This is a genomic window from Methylobacterium sp. FW306-05-D, from assembly GCF_058782155.1.
The window spans coordinates 58,027-75,295 of sequence record NZ_JBYSXL010000003.1; the positions used below are offsets into that span (position 1 = coordinate 58,027).

8 protein-coding genes are annotated in these 17,269 nt (G+C 67.4%); 4 read left to right on the forward strand and 4 right to left on the reverse strand.

Annotated features, from left to right (window positions below; all coding sequences use genetic code 11):
• Window positions 1-106: 106 nt before the first annotated feature.
• Both AC3WLN_RS02465 and AC3WLN_RS02470 read left to right on the forward strand, forming a co-directional pair.
• Window positions 107-463, forward strand: coding sequence for a hypothetical protein (locus tag AC3WLN_RS02465; protein ID WP_492479316.1), 357 nt, complete (start codon window positions 107-109; stop codon window positions 461-463).
• 69 nt (window positions 464-532) lie between these two features.
• The gene (locus AC3WLN_RS02470) at window positions 533-1,477 is read left to right on the forward strand and encodes a ferredoxin reductase domain-containing protein (RefSeq protein ID WP_492479317.1); all 945 of its coding nucleotides are present in this window, start codon (window positions 533-535) and stop codon (window positions 1,475-1,477) included.
• A gap of 128 nt (window positions 1,478-1,605) precedes the next feature.
• Here the strand turns inward: AC3WLN_RS02470 and AC3WLN_RS02475 are convergent, their stop codons facing one another.
• Complete coding sequence (locus AC3WLN_RS02475; RefSeq protein ID WP_492479389.1) at window positions 1,606-4,065, reverse strand: glycogen/starch/alpha-glucan phosphorylase; 2,460 nt, start codon at window positions 4,063-4,065, stop codon at window positions 1,606-1,608.
• Window positions 4,066-4,650: 585 nt separating this feature from the next.
• Between AC3WLN_RS02475 and AC3WLN_RS02480 the strand changes: the two genes are divergently transcribed.
• Together AC3WLN_RS02480 and glgA are read left to right on the forward strand one after the other, a co-directional pair.
• Complete coding sequence (locus AC3WLN_RS02480) at window positions 4,651-6,246, forward strand: alpha-amylase family glycosyl hydrolase (protein WP_492479318.1); 1,596 nt, start codon at window positions 4,651-4,653, stop codon at window positions 6,244-6,246.
• A 193-nt stretch (window positions 6,247-6,439) separates the two neighbouring features.
• Window positions 6,440-7,945 (forward strand): glycogen synthase GlgA, encoded by a 1,506-nt coding sequence (glgA, locus tag AC3WLN_RS02485; RefSeq protein ID WP_492479319.1) that lies wholly within the window; start codon window positions 6,440-6,442, stop codon window positions 7,943-7,945.
• A gap of 118 nt (window positions 7,946-8,063) precedes the next feature.
• Here glgA and glgB read toward each other — a convergent pair whose 3' ends face one another.
• The 3 genes from glgB to AC3WLN_RS02500 form a co-directional block, all read right to left on the reverse strand.
• Window positions 8,064-10,367 (reverse strand): 1,4-alpha-glucan branching protein GlgB, encoded by a 2,304-nt coding sequence (glgB, locus tag AC3WLN_RS02490; RefSeq protein ID WP_492479321.1) that lies wholly within the window; start codon window positions 10,365-10,367, stop codon window positions 8,064-8,066.
• Window positions 10,368-13,625, reverse strand: a complete 3,258-nt coding sequence (gene treS, locus AC3WLN_RS02495) for a maltose alpha-D-glucosyltransferase (protein WP_492479322.1) — start codon at window positions 13,623-13,625, stop codon at window positions 10,368-10,370. It abuts the gene before it with no gap.
• 172 nt (window positions 13,626-13,797) lie between these two features.
• Window positions 13,798-17,178, reverse strand: coding sequence for a maltotransferase domain-containing protein (locus AC3WLN_RS02500; RefSeq protein WP_492479323.1), 3,381 nt, complete (start codon window positions 17,176-17,178; stop codon window positions 13,798-13,800).
• Window positions 17,179-17,269 lie beyond the last annotated feature (91 nt).

Consider the following 17,269-nt stretch of genomic DNA (forward strand, 5'->3'; position numbering starts at 1 on the left):
TGTACGGCATTCGATTAAACCTCCCTTAACCATGATCCGGCATTCTCAGCCACGAGTTGATGTGCGGGCGGCAGGGCGCGGCGCGCCGGCCGAGGGAGATGGCGTCATGGCGCAGGCTGCGTTGCGGATCACGGACGACGAGATCGACACCGGCCTCGTCCGGCGCCTGATGGCGCGCCCGCTCCGCCCGGCTCCCGAGCCTGTGCCGGCGGTTCCGCAGGTGCCGGTTCGCGCCCCCACACCGCTCGAGGCGCCGTCGGCGGCCGCCTCCGGCGAAGTGTCCCGGCTCAAGGCCGAGGTCATGGTCATGAAGGCCGTTCTCGGAGCCGAGCGTCGGGAAGCCGAGCGGCTTCGCGCCTGCATCACCCGGATCGACGGCGCCGAGCCGCTGACCCCGGAAGCCAAAGCCGTCCGCGATCGCTGGGCGGCCCTGGTCGACCACCTGCTCAACGAACCGCGCTGAGACGTGCGGGTCGTCGCACGACCCCGCCGAACACCGCCCGTCCCGTTCCCCACTACCTGAAGGACGACCATGAGCGCCCGCTGCTCGCTCGTCGTCAACGGCAAGTCCGTGCGCGTCTCCACCGGGGATACCCCGATGGAGGCTGCCCTTGCCGATGGGATGATCGCTTCCACACCCGGCCCCGGGGGCCAGGGCTCCGGCCCTGCCCCACGGCGCGCGCAGAGCCGCGCCCATCGCGGCGAGGCCGTCAAGCTCTCACTGCCCCGGGCGGCGGCCATCGAGCCGCCCTCACGCCTGGTTCTGCCGAGCAGACCGGCCGCCGTCCAGAAGCGGACCGGAACGGTCACCGAGATCACTGCCCTGGGTACGCACACCTTTCAGGTCGTCGTCACGATCACCCGCAGGCTCGCCCTGGAGCCCGGACACGGCGTCGAAGTGACCTTCGAGAACTTTGCGCCCGTGATCCTGAGCCCGACCCTGCGCGTCGACGGCTCCGCCGAGCTCAATGAACTCGTGTTCCACCTGCGCCAGGACCGCGAGGGCTTCGGGCTCGGGCACGAACTGGTGGAGGCCTTGGAGCTCGACCACCCGGTGAAGGTGAAGGGTCCTGTCGGTCGCGGCTTCTACCGGGCCGGCGGCGGACGCCTCGTGCTGGTCGCCTCGGAGACCGGGTTCGCCCCCATCTGGTCGATCGCGCATGCGGCGCGCTACATCGAGCCCGCCCGCGAGATCGTCCTCGTCGTCGGCGCGCGCAATCCGCTCGACCTCTACATGTGTCCGGCCCTCGACTGGCTGCGCGCCACCGGCGTAACCCGGATCGTCACGGTCTCGGACCGGACGCGCCAGCGTCCCCCCGATGTCCGTCCGGGCCCTCTCACGGCCCACCTGCCCTCCCTGCGCAGCACCGACGTCGTCCATGTCGCCGGCGACGCCTCGACGGTGGGCGCCGTCGAGGTTCTCGCGGCAACGAGCGGGGCCCGGTGCCATCCGGTCCTGATCGACGCCGGGATCTGAGACCGGCCGCCATCCGACCGGGTGACGGAACAAGGAAAGGCGCATCCCGGGTCACCGGGATGCGCCTTTTTCCATTTCATCAAAAGCCCGCACGGAGGCCGGCCCCGCAGGGGGCCGGAGGAACCCGATCACCCGAGCCGGACGCGCCAGATCTCCTCGGCATATTCACGCATGGAGCGGTCGGAGGAGAACCAGGCCATGCGGGCGGTGTTCAGGATGGCCGTCCGCCACCAAGCCTTCGGATCGGTCCAGGCCTTGTCCACCGAACGCTGCACCCGCCAGTAATCGTCGAAATCGACGGTCAGCAGGTAGCGGTCGTTGTGGCGCAGGTCGTCGACGATCGGCCGGAAGCGGCCGGGTTCCTTCGGCGAGAAGCCGCCGGCCTCGATCAGGTCGAGGGCGGCTTTCAGGCGCGGAGACGCGGCGATCGCGGCTTCGGCATAGTTCGACTCCGCCATCCGGGCCTGTACGCCGGCGGCGTCGAGACCGAAGATGAAGATGTTGTCGGCGCCGACATGGTCGCGGATCTCGATGTTCGCGCCATCGAGGGTCCCGATGGTCAGCGCACCGTTGAGGGCGAGCTTCATGTTGCCGGTGCCCGAGGCTTCCATGCCGGCCGTCGAGATCTGCTCGGAGAGATCGGCGGCCGGAATGATGGCCTCGGCGAGGCTCACCGAATAGTTCGGCAGGAACACCACCTTCAGGCGACCGGCCACGTCCGGATCGGAATTCACGACCTTCGCGACATCGCAGGCGAGCTTGATGATGAGCTTGGCCTGTACATAGCTCGGCGCCGCCTTGCCGCCGAAGATCTTCACCCGCGGCGTCCAGGCGGCCTTCGGATCGGCCTTGATCGCCTGATAGAGGGCGACGGTCTCGATCACGTTGAGGAGCTGGCGCTTGTACTCGTGGATGCGCTTGATCTGCACGTCGAAGAGGGCCGACGGATCGATGCTGATTCCCGTGCGGTCGGCGACGACCTGGGCCAGGGCGACCTTCCGAGCCCGGCGCATGGCGGCGTAGCGGGATTGGAAGTTCGAGTCGGAGGCGACGTCGGCGAGTCCGGCGAGCAATTCCGGCGTATCGAGCACTTCGGGGCCGACCGCCTCGACCGCGAGCGCCGTGAGTTCCGGGTTGGCGTTGTGCAGCCAGCGCCGGAAGGTGATGCCGTTGGTCTTGTTGACGATCTTGTCGGTGTCGAGGGCGTGCAGCTCCTTGAACACGGTCGAGCGCATCAGGTCGGTATGCAGGGCCGAGACGCCGTTCACCCGCCGGGCGCCGAGGAAGGCGAGATGGCCCATGCGGACCCGCTTGCCGTGGCTCTCGTCGATCAGAGAGACGGCCGCGAGCTTTTCGGCCGAGCCGCGGCCCTGCTTGCCCTGCTCCTCAAGATGCATCCAGTTGATGAGATAGATGATCTGCATGTGTCGCGGCAGCACCCGCTCCATCAGCTCGACCGGCCAGGTCTCCAGTGCCTCGGGCAGGAGCGTGTGGTTGGTGTAGCCCAGGGTATGCGTGGTGACGTGCCAGGCATCCTCCCAGTTGAAGCCGTGGTCCTCGAGCATGAGCCGCATCAGCTCCGGCACCGCGATGGCCGGATGCGTGTCGTTCAACTGGATCGCCGCATGGTCGGGGAGCGAGCGCAGGTCGCCGCGCTCGGCGATGTGGCGACGCACGAGATCCTGCAGCGAGGCCGACGTGAAGAAGTATTCCTGCCGCAGGCGCAGTTCCTGGCCTTCGGCGGAGGAATCGCTCGGATAGAGCACACGCGAGATCGCCTCCGCGCGGGAGCGGCTTGCCACCGCGCCGACATGATCTCCGCCGTTGAAGCGCGCGAGTTCGATCGGCGCCTCGGCCTCGGCCTTCCAGAGGCGCAGGGTATTCACGTGCCGCCCGCGCCAGCCGACCACCGGAACGTCGTGCGCCACCGCCCGCACCGTCTCGGCCGGGTGCCAGTGGCGGCGGATCACGCCCTCGGAGACCGACGACATGGTGACGTGGCCACCGAAGCCGATGGTGTAGGTCGCCTCCGGCCGGGGAAACTCCCAGGGATTGCCCTCGGCGAGCCAGGTCTCCGGCGCCTCCTTCTGCCAGCCGTCCTCCAGGGATTGCCGGAACAGGCCGTGATCGTAGCGGATGCCGTAGCCGATGGCCGGAATCGACAGGCTCGCCATGCTTTCCATGAAGCAGGCCGCCAAGCGGCCGAGGCCGCCATTGCCCAGGGCCGCATCCGGCTCAGCGGCTTCGACATCGCCGAGTTCGACGCCGAGTTCGCGCAGCGCCGCACCGGTGGTCTCGACGAGGCCGAGATTGTTCATCGCATCGGAGAGGAGCCGCCCGATCAGAAATTCGAGGGACAGGTAATAGACGCGCTTGTTGGGGATCGATGCGTCGCCGTCGAGGCAGGCATCGACGATCCGGTCGCGGAGGGCGAGGGCCGTGGCGGCGAACCAGTCGCGCTCGCGTGCGGTCCGGGGTGTCTTGCCGATCGCGTAGGCGAGCTTCGCGAGGATCGCCTCGCGCAGGTCGGTCACCGCGTTGCCCGATGTCTTGGCGACCGGCCGGGCCCGTTCCTGAACGGCCGGCATCGGCGCGCGCACCGCCTGTTCCGCGCCAGCCGCCAAGGGGGCGACGTCGGTGTTGTCTCGTCCGATGAGCTTGTCGTTCAGCACGTCTCAGTCCCCCCTTCTCGGCCGAGAAACTTGCAAGCGAGGGCCGGGACGACAACCCTGAGATGGTCCCGCCCCCGGCATTCCTGTCTTGCGTTCGGCCTCGTCCCCTTCGTCGTCGGATCCGGCGCGACGCCACCGGAGTAGCGCTGCGTCGGTCGTCTCTCGCTCGCCTCACGTTCGATGATGCCGCGGGAGCGATTTCCCGCACGTCACCAATCTTGCGAAATCCGTACTTCCTTCGAATGAAGTACTTGGCTTGCCTGAGCATGCCGCCCGTGAGGCCGGGTCGGTCCAGGATCGATCTCCGTCGCGGATCGGTCCTGGCCAGCGACCTATCTGCGTCACGGTGTCCGACAGTCCCAACCAAACCGTGCGGGAATGAGACCACACCACGTTCGAATATTGTCTGAATGACACGGCCCGTGGACGGGTCGCGAAATGTGCCATCTACGGCTAGGGTCCGGCCGGCGAGCGGCGAAGACGCGTCGCCGGAGGAATGGCATGGCGGATACGGTCTGGTGGAAGAGCGGCACGGTCTATCAGGTCTATCCGCGTTCGTTCCAGGACAGCGACGGTGACGGGATCGGGGACCTCCGCGGGATCACGCGCCGGCTCGATTATCTCGCCTGGCTCGGCGTCGACGCGGTCTGGATCTCGCCGTTCTACCCGTCGCCGATGGCGGATTTCGGATACGACGTCGCCGATCACTGCGGCGTGGATCCGCTCTTCGGAACACTCGCGGATTTCGATGAACTGATCGCCGAGGCCCATTTTCGCCGCCTGAAGGTCATCCTCGACTTCGTCCCGAACCACACCTCCATCGCCCATCCGTGGTTCGCGGAAAGCAGAGCCTCGCGCACGAGCCCGAAGCGCGACTGGTACATCTGGCGCGACCCGGCCCCCGACGGCGGTCCGCCCAACAACTGGATCAGCAATTTCGGCGGGCCTGCCTGGAGCCGCGACGAGGCCACCGGGCAGTATTATTACCACGCCTTCCTGCGCGAACAGCCGGACCTGAACTGGCGCAATCCGGAGGTTCGCGCGGCGATGCACGACGCGCTCCGCTTCTGGCTCGACCGCGGCGTCGACGGCTTCCGCGTCGACGTGATCTGGCACCTGATGAAGGACGAGGGTTTCCGCGACAACCCGGAGAACCCCGACTACGGACCCGGGCAGGCGGAGATCAACCGCTTCGCCCAGGTCTATTCCGCCGACCGTCCCGAGGTTTTCGACGTCATCGCAGAGATGCGCGCGGTCTTGGCGCCCTATGGCGAGCGCGTCCTCATCGGCGAGATCTACCTGCCCGTCGAGCGTCTCGTGGCCTATTACGGCACCGATCTGGCGGGCGTCGACCTGCCCTTCAATTTTCAACTCATCCAGACGCCCTGGAACGCCCGTTCCGTCGCCGACCTCGTCGCTTCCTACGAAGAGGCCCTGCCCCCGGGCGGGTGGCCAAACTGGGTGCTGGGCAACCACGATCAGCCCCGGATCGCCGCACGGGTCGGCGCCGAGCAGGCCGCCATCGCGGCGATGCTGCTCCTCACGCTGCGCGGTACGCCGACGCTCTATTACGGCGACGAGATCGGGCTTGCGCACGTGGCCATTCCGCCGGACCGGGTACGCGACCCCTGGGAGCAGAGTGAGCCGGGGCATGGCCGCGACCCGGAACGCACCCCGATGCAGTGGGACGAGTCGCCGAACGCAGGATTCAGTGCGGGCGACCCCTGGCTCCCGCTCAGCCCGGATGCGGGGACCCGGAACGTGGAATGCCAGTGCGACGACGCCCGCTCGCTGCTCACGCTCTATCGCCGCCTGCTGCGGTTGCGCCGCGATCACACGGCGCTCGCCACCGGCGGATTTCGAACCCTGTCCGCCTCGAACGATTTCATCTTTGCCTTCGAGCGCTTCGATGATGATGCAACGCTTCGCATACTGCTGAACTTCAGTGCATCGCGGCAAAATGTTCCGATGGTCGATGCGCAGGCGATCAACTGGGCGATCCTCCTCTCGACGCAGCCGGCACGGACCCGTGGGGCGAACGTCGCCGACCTCGACCTCGAGGCGAACGAAGGCGTAGTCCTAATCCGACAGGCTTGAAGCACGGCGCATTCGGGCCGCGTCGCCGTGTGGAAATCGGGCATTTCCGTCCCGGATCGAGAAAGTTCCTGAACGTGGCTTGAATTGTGCAACGCAACGGAACAAAAGCCGTCTCGCTGCGTTCACGAGGTCGACGTCGATGCTGGGCTCTCGCTCTCCGTTCCCGCCCTCCGCACGACGCGGGAACGAATTCATGAGCCTGGCGGATCAGACCGATCATCTAGACCTTCACCACGCCGCCCGATCCCGTCACCAGCTTCAGCCCCGCATCCTCTTCGCGACCCCGGAGATGGCCGACTTCGTGAAAACGGGCGGCCTCGGTGAGGTCGCTGGCTCCCTCCCCCGGGCTTTGCGCAGGCATTACGACGTCCGTGTCCTGATCCCCGGGTATCGTCAGGTCGTCGAGCAGTTCGACCATATTCCGGTTGTCGCGCAGCTGCCGGCCCAGGCGGGCATCCCGCCCTGCGAACTCGGCCTCGTCGAGACCAGCGACGGCCTGCAGGTCTACGTCATCCTCAACGCCGATCTCTACCAGCGCGACGGCACGCCCTACGGCAATGCCCAGGGCGATTTCGGCGACAACGACATCCGTTTCGCCCGTCTCAGCCTCGCCGCAGCCGAACTCGCCCGTGGCATCGACCCGGCCTGGGCGGCCGATCTCCTGCACCTCAACGACTGGCAGGCAGCCCTCGCCCCCGCCTACCTCGCCTGGAATGGTTTGCGGGTCCCGAGCATCCTCACCGTTCACAACCTCGCCTACCAGGGCGTCTTTCCGAGGGAGTCCCTCGGGCGACTCGGCGTTCCCGAAGACGCCTTCCAGATGGACGGCGTCGAGTTCTACGGTCAACTCTCCTTCCTGAAAGCCGGTCTGTATTACGCCTCGCACGTCACCACGGTCAGCGAGACCTACGCCCGCGAGATCATCACGCCGGAATCCGGCTGCGGCCTGGATGGATTGCTGCGCACCCGTGCGGCGCAGGGCCGTCTCGCCGGCATCCTTAACGGCATCGACGAGAGCTGGGACCCGCGTACGGATTCCCATCTCGCGGCCCGGTTCGAGGTCGACGACTGGAAGGGCAAGCGCGCCAATGCCGAGACCGTCCGGCGCCAGTTCGGTCTGGCCGTCTCGCGCGGTCCGCTCTTCGCCGTGGTGTCCCGCCTGGTCCACCAGAAGGGCATCGATCTCAGCATCGGCGCCGCCGAGTCCATCGTGGCCGAGGGGGGACAGCTCGTGGTCATCGGACAGGGCGAGGGTCGCTTCGAGGGCGCCCTGCGCGACCTCGCCCGGCGCTACCCCTCCTCCGTCGGCGTCCATGTGGGCTTCGAGGAGCGCGATGCGCGCCGGATGTTCGCCGGCAGCGACTTCCTGCTGATGCCCTCGCGCTTCGAGCCCTGCGGGCTCGCCCAGATGTATGCCCAGCGCTTCGGCTCCCTGCCGATCGTCCACCGCACCGGTGGCCTCGCCGATACGGTCGAGGATGGTGTAACCGGCTTCACCTTCAGCGAAGCGTCCGCGCGGGGCTTCTCGGGCGCCATCCGCCGGGCCTTCGACACCTTCGCGCAGAAGAAGCGCTTGAACGCGATGCGGCGGCACGCCATGTCGCGCTCGTTCGGGTGGGATCAGGCCGCGACCAACTACGCGTCCCTCTACGCCAGAGCCTTCGGCAACACCGTAGGGCTCCGCCTGCGCGCCGCCTGATCCGAGGCGCCCAGCGTCGAAAACGAAGAAAGCCGGCGGGTCGACCCGCCGGCTTTCTTCGTTTCATCCACGATCGTGCGCCCCTCCGCGAAAGAGAGGACGCACGGCTCGGAGGCTTTCAGCCCTCGCGGAGGAAGATCGTCGTCGCCAGAGGCGGAATCGTCAGGGACACCGAGTAGGGCTGGCCATGGCTCGCCACCGCTTCGGCCTGGACGCCGCCCATATTGCCGACGTTCGAACCGCCGTAGCGCTCTGCATCCGAGTTGATCGCCTCCCGGTAGAACCCGGCGACGGGGACGCCGATGCGATAGCTCTCGCGGGGGACCGGCGTGAAGTTCGAGACCACCACTGCGATCTCGTCGGGCTCGCGCCCCTTGCGGGCCCAGGCGATGACGCTGTTGTCCTGATCGTCCGCCACCAGCCACTGGAAGCCGCCGGCTTCGGTGTCCCGGCTGTGGAGGGCCGGCGTCGCCGTGTAGAGATGGTTCAGGTCGCGGATCAGATCCTTGACGCCCTGATGCATCCCGTCCTCCAGAAGGTGCCAGTCGAGGCTCTGGTTGTGGTTCCACTCCTTCTCCTGGCCGAATTCGCAGCCCATGAAGAGCAGCTTCTTGCCGGGATGCCCCCACATGAAACCGTAATAGGCGCGCAGGTTCGCGAACTTCTGCCAGCGGTCGCCCGGCATCTTGCCGAGCAGCGAACCCTTCCCGTGCACCACCTCGTCGTGGGACAGCGGCAGGATGAAGTTCTCGGAGAAAGCGTACAGCAGGCCGAACGTCAGGTCGTGATGATGGTAGCGACGGTGGATCGTCTCCTTGGAGACGAAGTTCAGGGTGTCGTGCATCCACCCCATGTTCCACTTGAAACCGAAGCCGAGGCCGCCCGTATAGGTCGGGTGCGAGACCCCCGGCCAGGACGTCGATTCCTCCGCGACCGTGAGCGTTCCCGGCGCATGGGCGTAGGTCGCCTCGTTGGTCTTGCGCAGGAATTCGATGGCGTCGAGATTCTCGTTCCCGCCGTAGCGGTTCGGAATCCACTCGCCCTGCCGACGCGAATAGTCGAGGTAGAGCATCGACGCAACGGCATCCACGCGCAGGCCGTCGAGGTGGTAATGCTCGAGCCAAAAGCGCGCATTGGCCGCCAGGAAGCTCGACACTTCGGTGCGGCCGAAATTGTAGATGTAGGTGCCCCAATCCTGGTGGAAGCCCTGGCGCGGATCGGCGTGCTCGTAGAGATGCGTGCCGTCGAACTGTCCGAGGCCGTGCGCGTCGAGGGGGAAGTGGCCCGGCACCCAGTCCAGCATGACGCCGATCCCGGCGGCATGGGCGGTATCCACGAAGGCCGCGAAGTCGTCCGGCGTGCCGAACCGGCTCGTCGGCGCGAACAGCGAGACCGGCTGGTAGCCCCACGACCCGTCGAAGGGGAACTCCGTGATCGGCAGCATCTCGATATGGGTGAAGCCCATCTCCTTGACGTAGGGGATCAGGCGCTCGCCCAGTTCCCGGTAGGTCAGGTAGCGGTTCCCCTCCTCGGCGACGCGCGCCCAGGAACCGAGATGCACCTCGTAGATCGAGATCGGGATATGGCGCGGGTCCTTCGCGCCCCGCGTCGCCATCCACTTCTCGTCGTGCCATTCGGGGTCGTTCGTCCCCTGGAGGACCGAGGCGGTCTCCGGCGGCTTCTGAGCCGCGAAGGCGACCGGATCGGCCTTGAGGGGCAGCAGCGACCCGTCGGCGCCGCGAATCTCGTACTTGTAGTGCGCGCCGGCCTTCAGGCCCGGGATGAACAGCTCCCAGATCCCGCCGTTCTGCCAGAGGCGCATGGGATGGCGGCGGCCATCCCAGTTGTTGAAGTCGCCGACCACGCTGACGCGGCGGGCATTCGGCGCCCAGACCGCGAAGCGGAAGCCGTCGATGCCGTCCACGGGGTGATGCTGCGCCCCGAGGATGCGGTAGGTGACGTTGCTGCCGACCTCGCGCAGGTTGTCGATGTCCTCCTGGCGGAGCGACGAGCCGAAACCGTAGGGGTCATGGCGCGAGCGCTCGACGCCATCCCAGGTCTCGACGGACAGTTCGTAGAGCGGACGCCCCTCGCTCGGGAGCCGGGCGACGAAGAAGCCGTCGGGGTGTTTGCGCTCGAAGGGGATGCGCCGGCCGCCCACGAGCAAGCTCGCGGATTTCGCCTCCGGCAGCACGGCGCGCACCTCCCACTGTCCCGGCCCGACCTGATGCGGGCCGAGGACGGAAAACGGGTCGCCGTGGTTCGCTGCCATGATGGCCGCGATCGCGTCCGGGTGGAGGGACCCGGTCTCCGGCGTCGCGGCCTGCGGCGCCCGGGTGGCAACGGGCGCAACGTCCGCCGATCCTGAGGTGCCGGACGCCTGGCCGGTCCTGCTCGCGAACGTCTCGTCGATGCCCATCATTCAAACGCCTCTCTTGATCTCGTCCAGAATGTTGAGAACCCCACGGGCGGGGATTTCGATCCAGTCGGGACGATTGTTGGCTTCGTAATCGACCTCGTAGAGCGCCTTGGTCAGGAGTGAGAGCTTCAGGAGGCGGCTCTCGGTCTCCGGATCGGTCACCGCGGCCCGGCTCACGGAGACGGCCTCGCGGTAACCGTCGAGGAAGGCCGCATCGATCATGCCGCGCCACGCGATGGAGGCCCGGCGGGCCCGCTCCTCGGAATCCGAGAAGCGCGCCGCGATCCCGCGGGTCACGGTCTCGGCGCCGTAGGCGAAGGAGCGCAGCATCCCGGCGACGTCGCGCAGGGGCGTGGACTTGATCCGGCGCTCATCGGCCGGCCGCGAGGGCTCGCCCTCGAAGTCGACGATGATCAGATCGTCGTCGGCCGCCAGCACCTGCCCGAGGTGATAATCGCCATGGATGCGCGTCTTCATCGCCCCGTGGGGTGCCTTGGCGGTCAGCGTCTCGATGGCGGTCTCGACCTCGTGGCGGCGGCCCGCCAGCTCGGTGCTCGCCGCGTTGGAGGCGCGGCCCGCGAGGCCGTCGAGGCCCCGGAACGCCCGCTCCGCCTGGCGACGGGTGTCGTCGCCGAGCGCGTAGAGGTCCTCGTGGTCGAACGGCTCGGCCGCGAAGGCCGGGTCGTCGGTCTCGACCGCGAAGGCGTTGTGCATCTCGGCGGTGCGACGGCCGAGCAGGATCGCCCAGCGAAGATGCGTCTCGAAAGCCTCGGCCGGGGACGGCGCCTCGCTCTCCGGCGCCAGCACCACCGTGTCGAAGTCGCGACGCAGGCCTTCGAGCATGAGGGTCCAGGCATCGCCCTGGTTCGGCACGAACTTCTGCAGCACCGCGAGCGCCGTGCGGGTCCCCTTGGCGTCGACGTGCTCGAGGACACCGAGGAGCGCGGGCGTGTTGCCGAAATGGGCGGTCTCGGTGAGGAAGCGCCCGACCTCGATCTCCGGATGGACCCCGGTCTGAAGGCGGCGCAGCAGCTTGAGCATCATCTTCGAGCCGATGGCGATCGAGGTGTTGCTCTGCTCGGCATTGAGCGAGCGGACCTCGCTCGCCTCGAAGGTCATGTCGCGATCGAAGGCCGAGGTGGTCGAGAACACGAGCCGCCCGGTCTCGGTGGCGATCTCGCGGCCCTCGCGCATGCCCTCGATCATCGAGATCGCGAAGGTCGGCGAGGCGGCGGCACCGAGCAGGAGCCCGGTGCGCGGACCGCGGCGCACGCGGGCGACGGCATGCTGGAGCATCGCCTCGTCCTCGCGGCCCTCGTCGACGGCTACGGGCACGAAGTAGTCCTGACGCTCGCCCGTGGAGAGATGGACCGCGACGCGGGGCAGGAGGAACTTGGATTCGCCGGTGCCATCCTTGAGGGCCGCGCTGTCGGTGACCTGTACCGACTTGATGCGCGAGCCCTTCGCGGCGAACCAGCGCCGGGTGGCGATGAAGCGCGGGGCCACGGTGCGCTCGAAGGCCGTCCGCTCACGCCCGGCCATCAGGGTTTCGATCCCGCCGGTGAGCACGAGCGTGAACAGCTCCGGCAGTTCCGGCTGCGGGCCGATGCTGCCCGTGTTCGCAGCACTCAGCGAGAACCAGTAGAACCCGTAGGACGGCAGGGTCAGCAGGTAGGGCAGTTCGCCGATGGCCGGAAACTCCGAACCGCCGGTCAGCTCGATCGGAACCGCGCTGCGCAGCTCGGACAGGTCGAGCTGCACCGCCTGCGGCGCCCGAGACAGGTTGGCGACGCAGAGGACGCGCTCGCCCTCGAACTCGCGGATCCAGGCCAGGACCTTGCGGTTCGACGGATACAGGAACTGCATGCCGCCGCGGCCCAGAGCCACCGAATTGTTGCGGATCGCGATCATCCGGCGCGTCCAGTTGAGCAGGCTGGTCTGCGACTGGGTCTGCGCTTCGACGTTGATCGCGTCGAAGCCGTAGATCGGGTCCTGCACCGAAGGCAGGAACAGCTTCTGCGGGTTGGCCCGCGAGAAGCCGCCGTTGCGGTCCGGGGACCACTGCATCGGCGTGCGCACGCCGTCGCGGTCACCGAGGTAGATGTTGTCGCCCATGCCGATCTCGTCGCCGTAATAGAGCACCGGCGTGCCGGGCATCGACAGGACGAGGGACTTCATCAACTCGATCTTGCGCCGGTCGTTCTCCAGAAGCGGCGCGAGGCGGCGGCGAATGCCGAGATTGATGCGGGCGCGCCGCTCGGCGGCATAGAACGACCACAAGTAATCGCGCTCCTCGGCGGTGACCATCTCGAGGGTCAACTCGTCGTGGTTGCGCAGGAAGATCGCCCACTGGCAGCCCTCGGGGATCTCCGGGGTCTGGCGCATGATGTCGGTGATCGGATGCCGGTCCTCGCGGGCGATCGCCATGTACATGCGCGGCATCAGCGGGAAGTGGAATGCCATGTGGCATTCGTCGCCGTCGCCGAAATACTGGGCCGTCTCCTCCGGCCACTGGTTCGCCTCGGCCAGCAGCATCCGGTCGGGATAGCTCGCGTCCAGAGCCGCGCGGATCGCCTTGATGACCGTGTGGGTCTCCGGCAGGTTCTCGCAGTTCGTGCCATCGCGCTCGATCAGGTACGGGATCGCGTCGAGGCGCAGGCCGTCGACGCCCATGTCGAGCCAGTAGCGCATCACCTCGATGACGGCCTCCAGCACGGCCGGGTTGTCGAAGTTCAGGTCGGGTTGGTGACTGTAGAAGCGGTGCCAGAAATACTGCTTGGCGACCGGGTCCCAGGTCCAGTTCGACACCTCCGTGTCGAGGAAGATGATGCGCGTGTCCGAGTACGGCGTGTCGGTGTCCGACCAGACGTAGAAGTCGCGCTCCGGCGATCCGGCCGGGGCCTCGCGGGCCCGCTGGAACCACGGATGCTGATCGGAGGTGTGGTTGATGACGAGCTCGGTGATCACGCGCAGGCCGCGCTCGTGCGCCGCGTCCACGAATTTCCGGAACTCCTCCATCGTGCCGTAGGATGGATTGACGTCGCGGTAGTCGCCGATGTCGTAGCCGTCGTCGCGCAAGGGCGACGGATAGAACGGCATCAGCCAGATGGCCGTGACGCCGAGGTCGCGGACATAGTCGAGCTTCTGCGTCAGGCCCTCGAAATCGCCGATCCCGTCATTGTTGGAGTCGAAGAACGACTTGACGTGGATCTGGTAGATGATGGCGTCACGGTACCATTGCGGATCGCTGCGATCGATCATCGCGTCGTTGCCTCATACGTCGAGTTCAAGGGCGTGTCCGGGGCATCCGCACCACTCACAGCGATGAGACTGGCGAGCGCGGCGTCCGTCAGCTGGGTAGGCGCCGACAATCGGGCGACACGACGACGGCCCGCCGGGGCCGTCGGGTTTTTTGCTGACACGGGCACGCGGCTTACGCAACCCGACTTGGGGCGCGAAGACGCCAGATCACCGCCGAGCGCTCTGCGGGGTCCAGGGCGATGCGGTGCGATTTCCCACGCAGCTCGAATTTGTAGCCGAGCAACAGGTCCTCGACCTCGACGGCGCCGTCATCGGGCTGGCCGAGAAGCCAGAGCGGCACCTCGTAGGTGCATTCCTGGCGGTTGCGCGGGTCGAGGTTGACGAGGACGAAGATGCAATTGTCCCCGTCCGGCGTCACCTTGGCGTAGGCGATGATCTGGTCGTTGTAGGCACCGGTGAAGACCACATTGCGGAAGTCCCACAGCGCCGGATTATCCCGCCGGATCTGGTTCAACTTGATGATGTGCTCGCGGATGTTCCCCGGGCGGTGGTAGTCCCAGGCCTTGAGCTCGTACTTCTCCGAGTTGAGGTACTCTTCCTTGCCCGGATACGGCTCGGCCTCGCAGAGCTCGAAGCCGTTGTAGATGCCCCAGACGCTGGACAGGGTGGCCGCGAGGGTGGCCCGGACGACGAAGCCCGCCCGTCCGCTGGTCTGCAGGTAGATCGGGTTGATATCGGGCGTATTGGCGAAGAAATTCGGCCGATAATATTCGCCCATCTCGCCGGCGAGTTCGGTGGAATAGGCGATCAGATCGGGCTTCGTATCGCGCCAGGTGAAGTAGGTATAGCTCTGCTGATACCCGGCCTTGGCGAGCTTCTTCATCATCTTCGGCCGGGTGAAGGCCTCGGCGAGGAAGATCACGTCCGGATAGCGGGCGTTGACCTCGGCGATCATCCACTCCCAGAACGGGATCGGCTTGGTGTGCGGGTTGTCGACCCGGAAGATGCGGGCGCCGAGCTGGGCCCAGCCCATGACGATGTCGCGCAACTCGATCCACAGGGACGGCAGGGCGCCGCCGTAGAAGTGGACGTTGGAGATATCCTCGTACTTCTTGGGCGGATTCTCCGCGAATTTCAGAGTGCCGTCGGGGCGCCATTCGAACCATTCCGGGTGGTTCTTGATCCAGGGATGGTCCGGCGAGCACTGGATCGCGAAGTCGAGCGCGATTTCCATGCCGTAGGCATGGCTCGCCGCCACGAGGCGGCGGAAGTCGTCGAGGGTTCCAAGTTCGGGGTGCACGGCCTCGTGGCCGCCCTCCTCCGAGCCGACCGCGTAGACCGAGCCGACATCGCCGGGAAGCGCCGTCAGGGTGTTGTTCTTGCCCTTCCGGTTGGTCTTTCCGATGGGGTGGATCGGCGTGAAATAGAGTACGTCGAAGCCGAGCTCGCGGATCTCCGGCAGGCGCCGGATCACGTCGTCGAAGGTGCCGTGGCGGTTGACGTCCATCGACTGGGAGCGCGGGAAGATCTCGTACCAGGCTGAGAACCGGGCGGCGAGGCGATCGGCGATCACCGGCACGTTCACGGGGTAGCGCGAGAGGTTGATGCGCGGCGCATGGCGCCGGATCAGGTGCGCGTGGGCCGGCGCCAGCATCAGGTCGAGTTGTCCCGCCGAACCGGACGGCTGAGCCTCGAGATCTCCGACCAGGGCCTTCAGGCGGTCGCTGTCCGGGCCGGTGGCGTTCTCGAGGGCGCCGACGACGAAGGCAACGCCCTCGATGGTCTCCAGGCGCACATCGACCCCGGCATCGCGCTTCTTCAGGGTGTCGCGGATCCACGACGAGTAGCCGTCGCGCCAGGCCTGGACAGTGAATTCGTAGCGGGCGTTGCGCAGGAGCGGGAAGTGGCCGCCCCAGCGGTCGTTGTCCACGAAAACCATGCGGTCGGAGCGCCACGCGGTCTCGCCCACCACGCGGGAGAGAATCTCGGCGTCGATGATCTCGTGGCCGTCGCTGAAGATGTCGGCGGTGACGTGGACGCTCTCGCCGACCACGCGCTTCACCGCGGAGCGGCCACCGTCGATCTCCGGCATCACCGCCTCGATGACGACCCGGCCCTCGCCGGTGGGCGTGCTCGGCTTCGGTGCGGTTTTCACCTCCGCGCGTTCCGCCGCGAGAATCCGCACTTCGCCGGGTGCCAAGGCCAGTGCGACCCCCGGCCGGAAGTCGATGGGCTCGGCCTCCGGCGTCCGATCGATGAAATCGCCGAGCATGCCGCCGGTCCGGGCCAGGAGGGCGCCGGGCTCCACCGGCACCGGGATCGCGGTGGGATTGTAGAGCACCAGCGTGGCGCTGCGCGCCGAAGCGCCATGGCCGGTGTCGAAACGAAGGAGCGCGGTGTAGGGCGCGTCCGGCGAGGAGATGCGCGCCTGGGCGCCCTCGACATTGGCCGCCGGAAGTTCGGCTCTCAGGGCGTTGATCGCCGCGATGGAGGCGGAGATGTCGATGCCGGTGTTGGATTCGCGCGCCTCCGGCCTCGTCTCGACGACGTGCAGGGCGCGGCGGTAGCCCCATTCGTAGCCGATCGGCATCAGTACGCCGGCCGAGAAGAACGCCGAGAGGGCGTAGCGCGCCTTCAGGTGACGCGCGACGGCCGCCGGGTCGCCGTCGAGGTCGGCCGCGAGGCGGGCCATGTCGTGATTCTCGGGAAACGCGATCGAGGGCGCGATGACGCGCAGACGCTCGTACTGGTCGAGGGCCCAGGACGCCTTCAGGTCCCACCAGGCGAAGCTGTTGAACAGGTAATCGAACCCGGCGCCGGCGGTGGATTGCGCCTCCTCGAAGGTGCAGCCGAGGGTCTCGGCCGCGAACAGGCAATCCGGCTCCAGCGCCTTGGCGGCCCCGATCAGGTCACGCCACACCGATGCCGGGACCTTGTAGGCGGCGTCACAGCGGAAGCCCTGGACGCCGAGATCCTGAAGGCGATTGACGTAGCCCGACCAGAACGCGGTGAGTTCCAGGCGCGAACCCTCCGAATGGTAGTCGAGCTCAGCGAGGTCGCCCCAGACGGTGCGGATCGACGGGTCGTCCGGATCGACGGCGTAGGGGCTTTCGATCTTGCCCTCGGCGTCCTTCACGAACAGATCGGGGCGCTGCGCGGCGAGGGGCCCGTCCATAGCCGTATGGTTGATGACGAGGTCGGTCATCACGCTGAGGCCGTGCGCCGTGGCGGCGGCGCAGAACCGGCGGATCTGCTCGTCATCCGAGGTGCCGTCCTGGTCGCGGAAGCGCTCGTCCAGGCGGTCGGGATCGGCCACCGCATAGAGGCTGCGTGAGCCGCCGGTCTGGTGGAAGGGGTTGAGATAGACCCAGTCGAAGCCGAGCGCGGCGATCCGGGGCAATTCGGCCGTCCACGTGGAGACGCGGCCGACGAGGAGCGGGAACAGGTTGTAGATGCGCGGTCCCTCGGCGCGGGGCGCCAGGGCGGCGGGAAGCGGCACCCGACCGGCTGCGGTCCGCTGGGCGGCGGTCGTTGCGGGGCTGGGTGCGTTCATGCGTGCTCCATCTCGTCTTTCGCGTGCGCGGCCCGGGACCCGGCTCCGGGTCTCGCGAATCCGCCCAGGGCGGGCCCGCGGGGGCGCGACC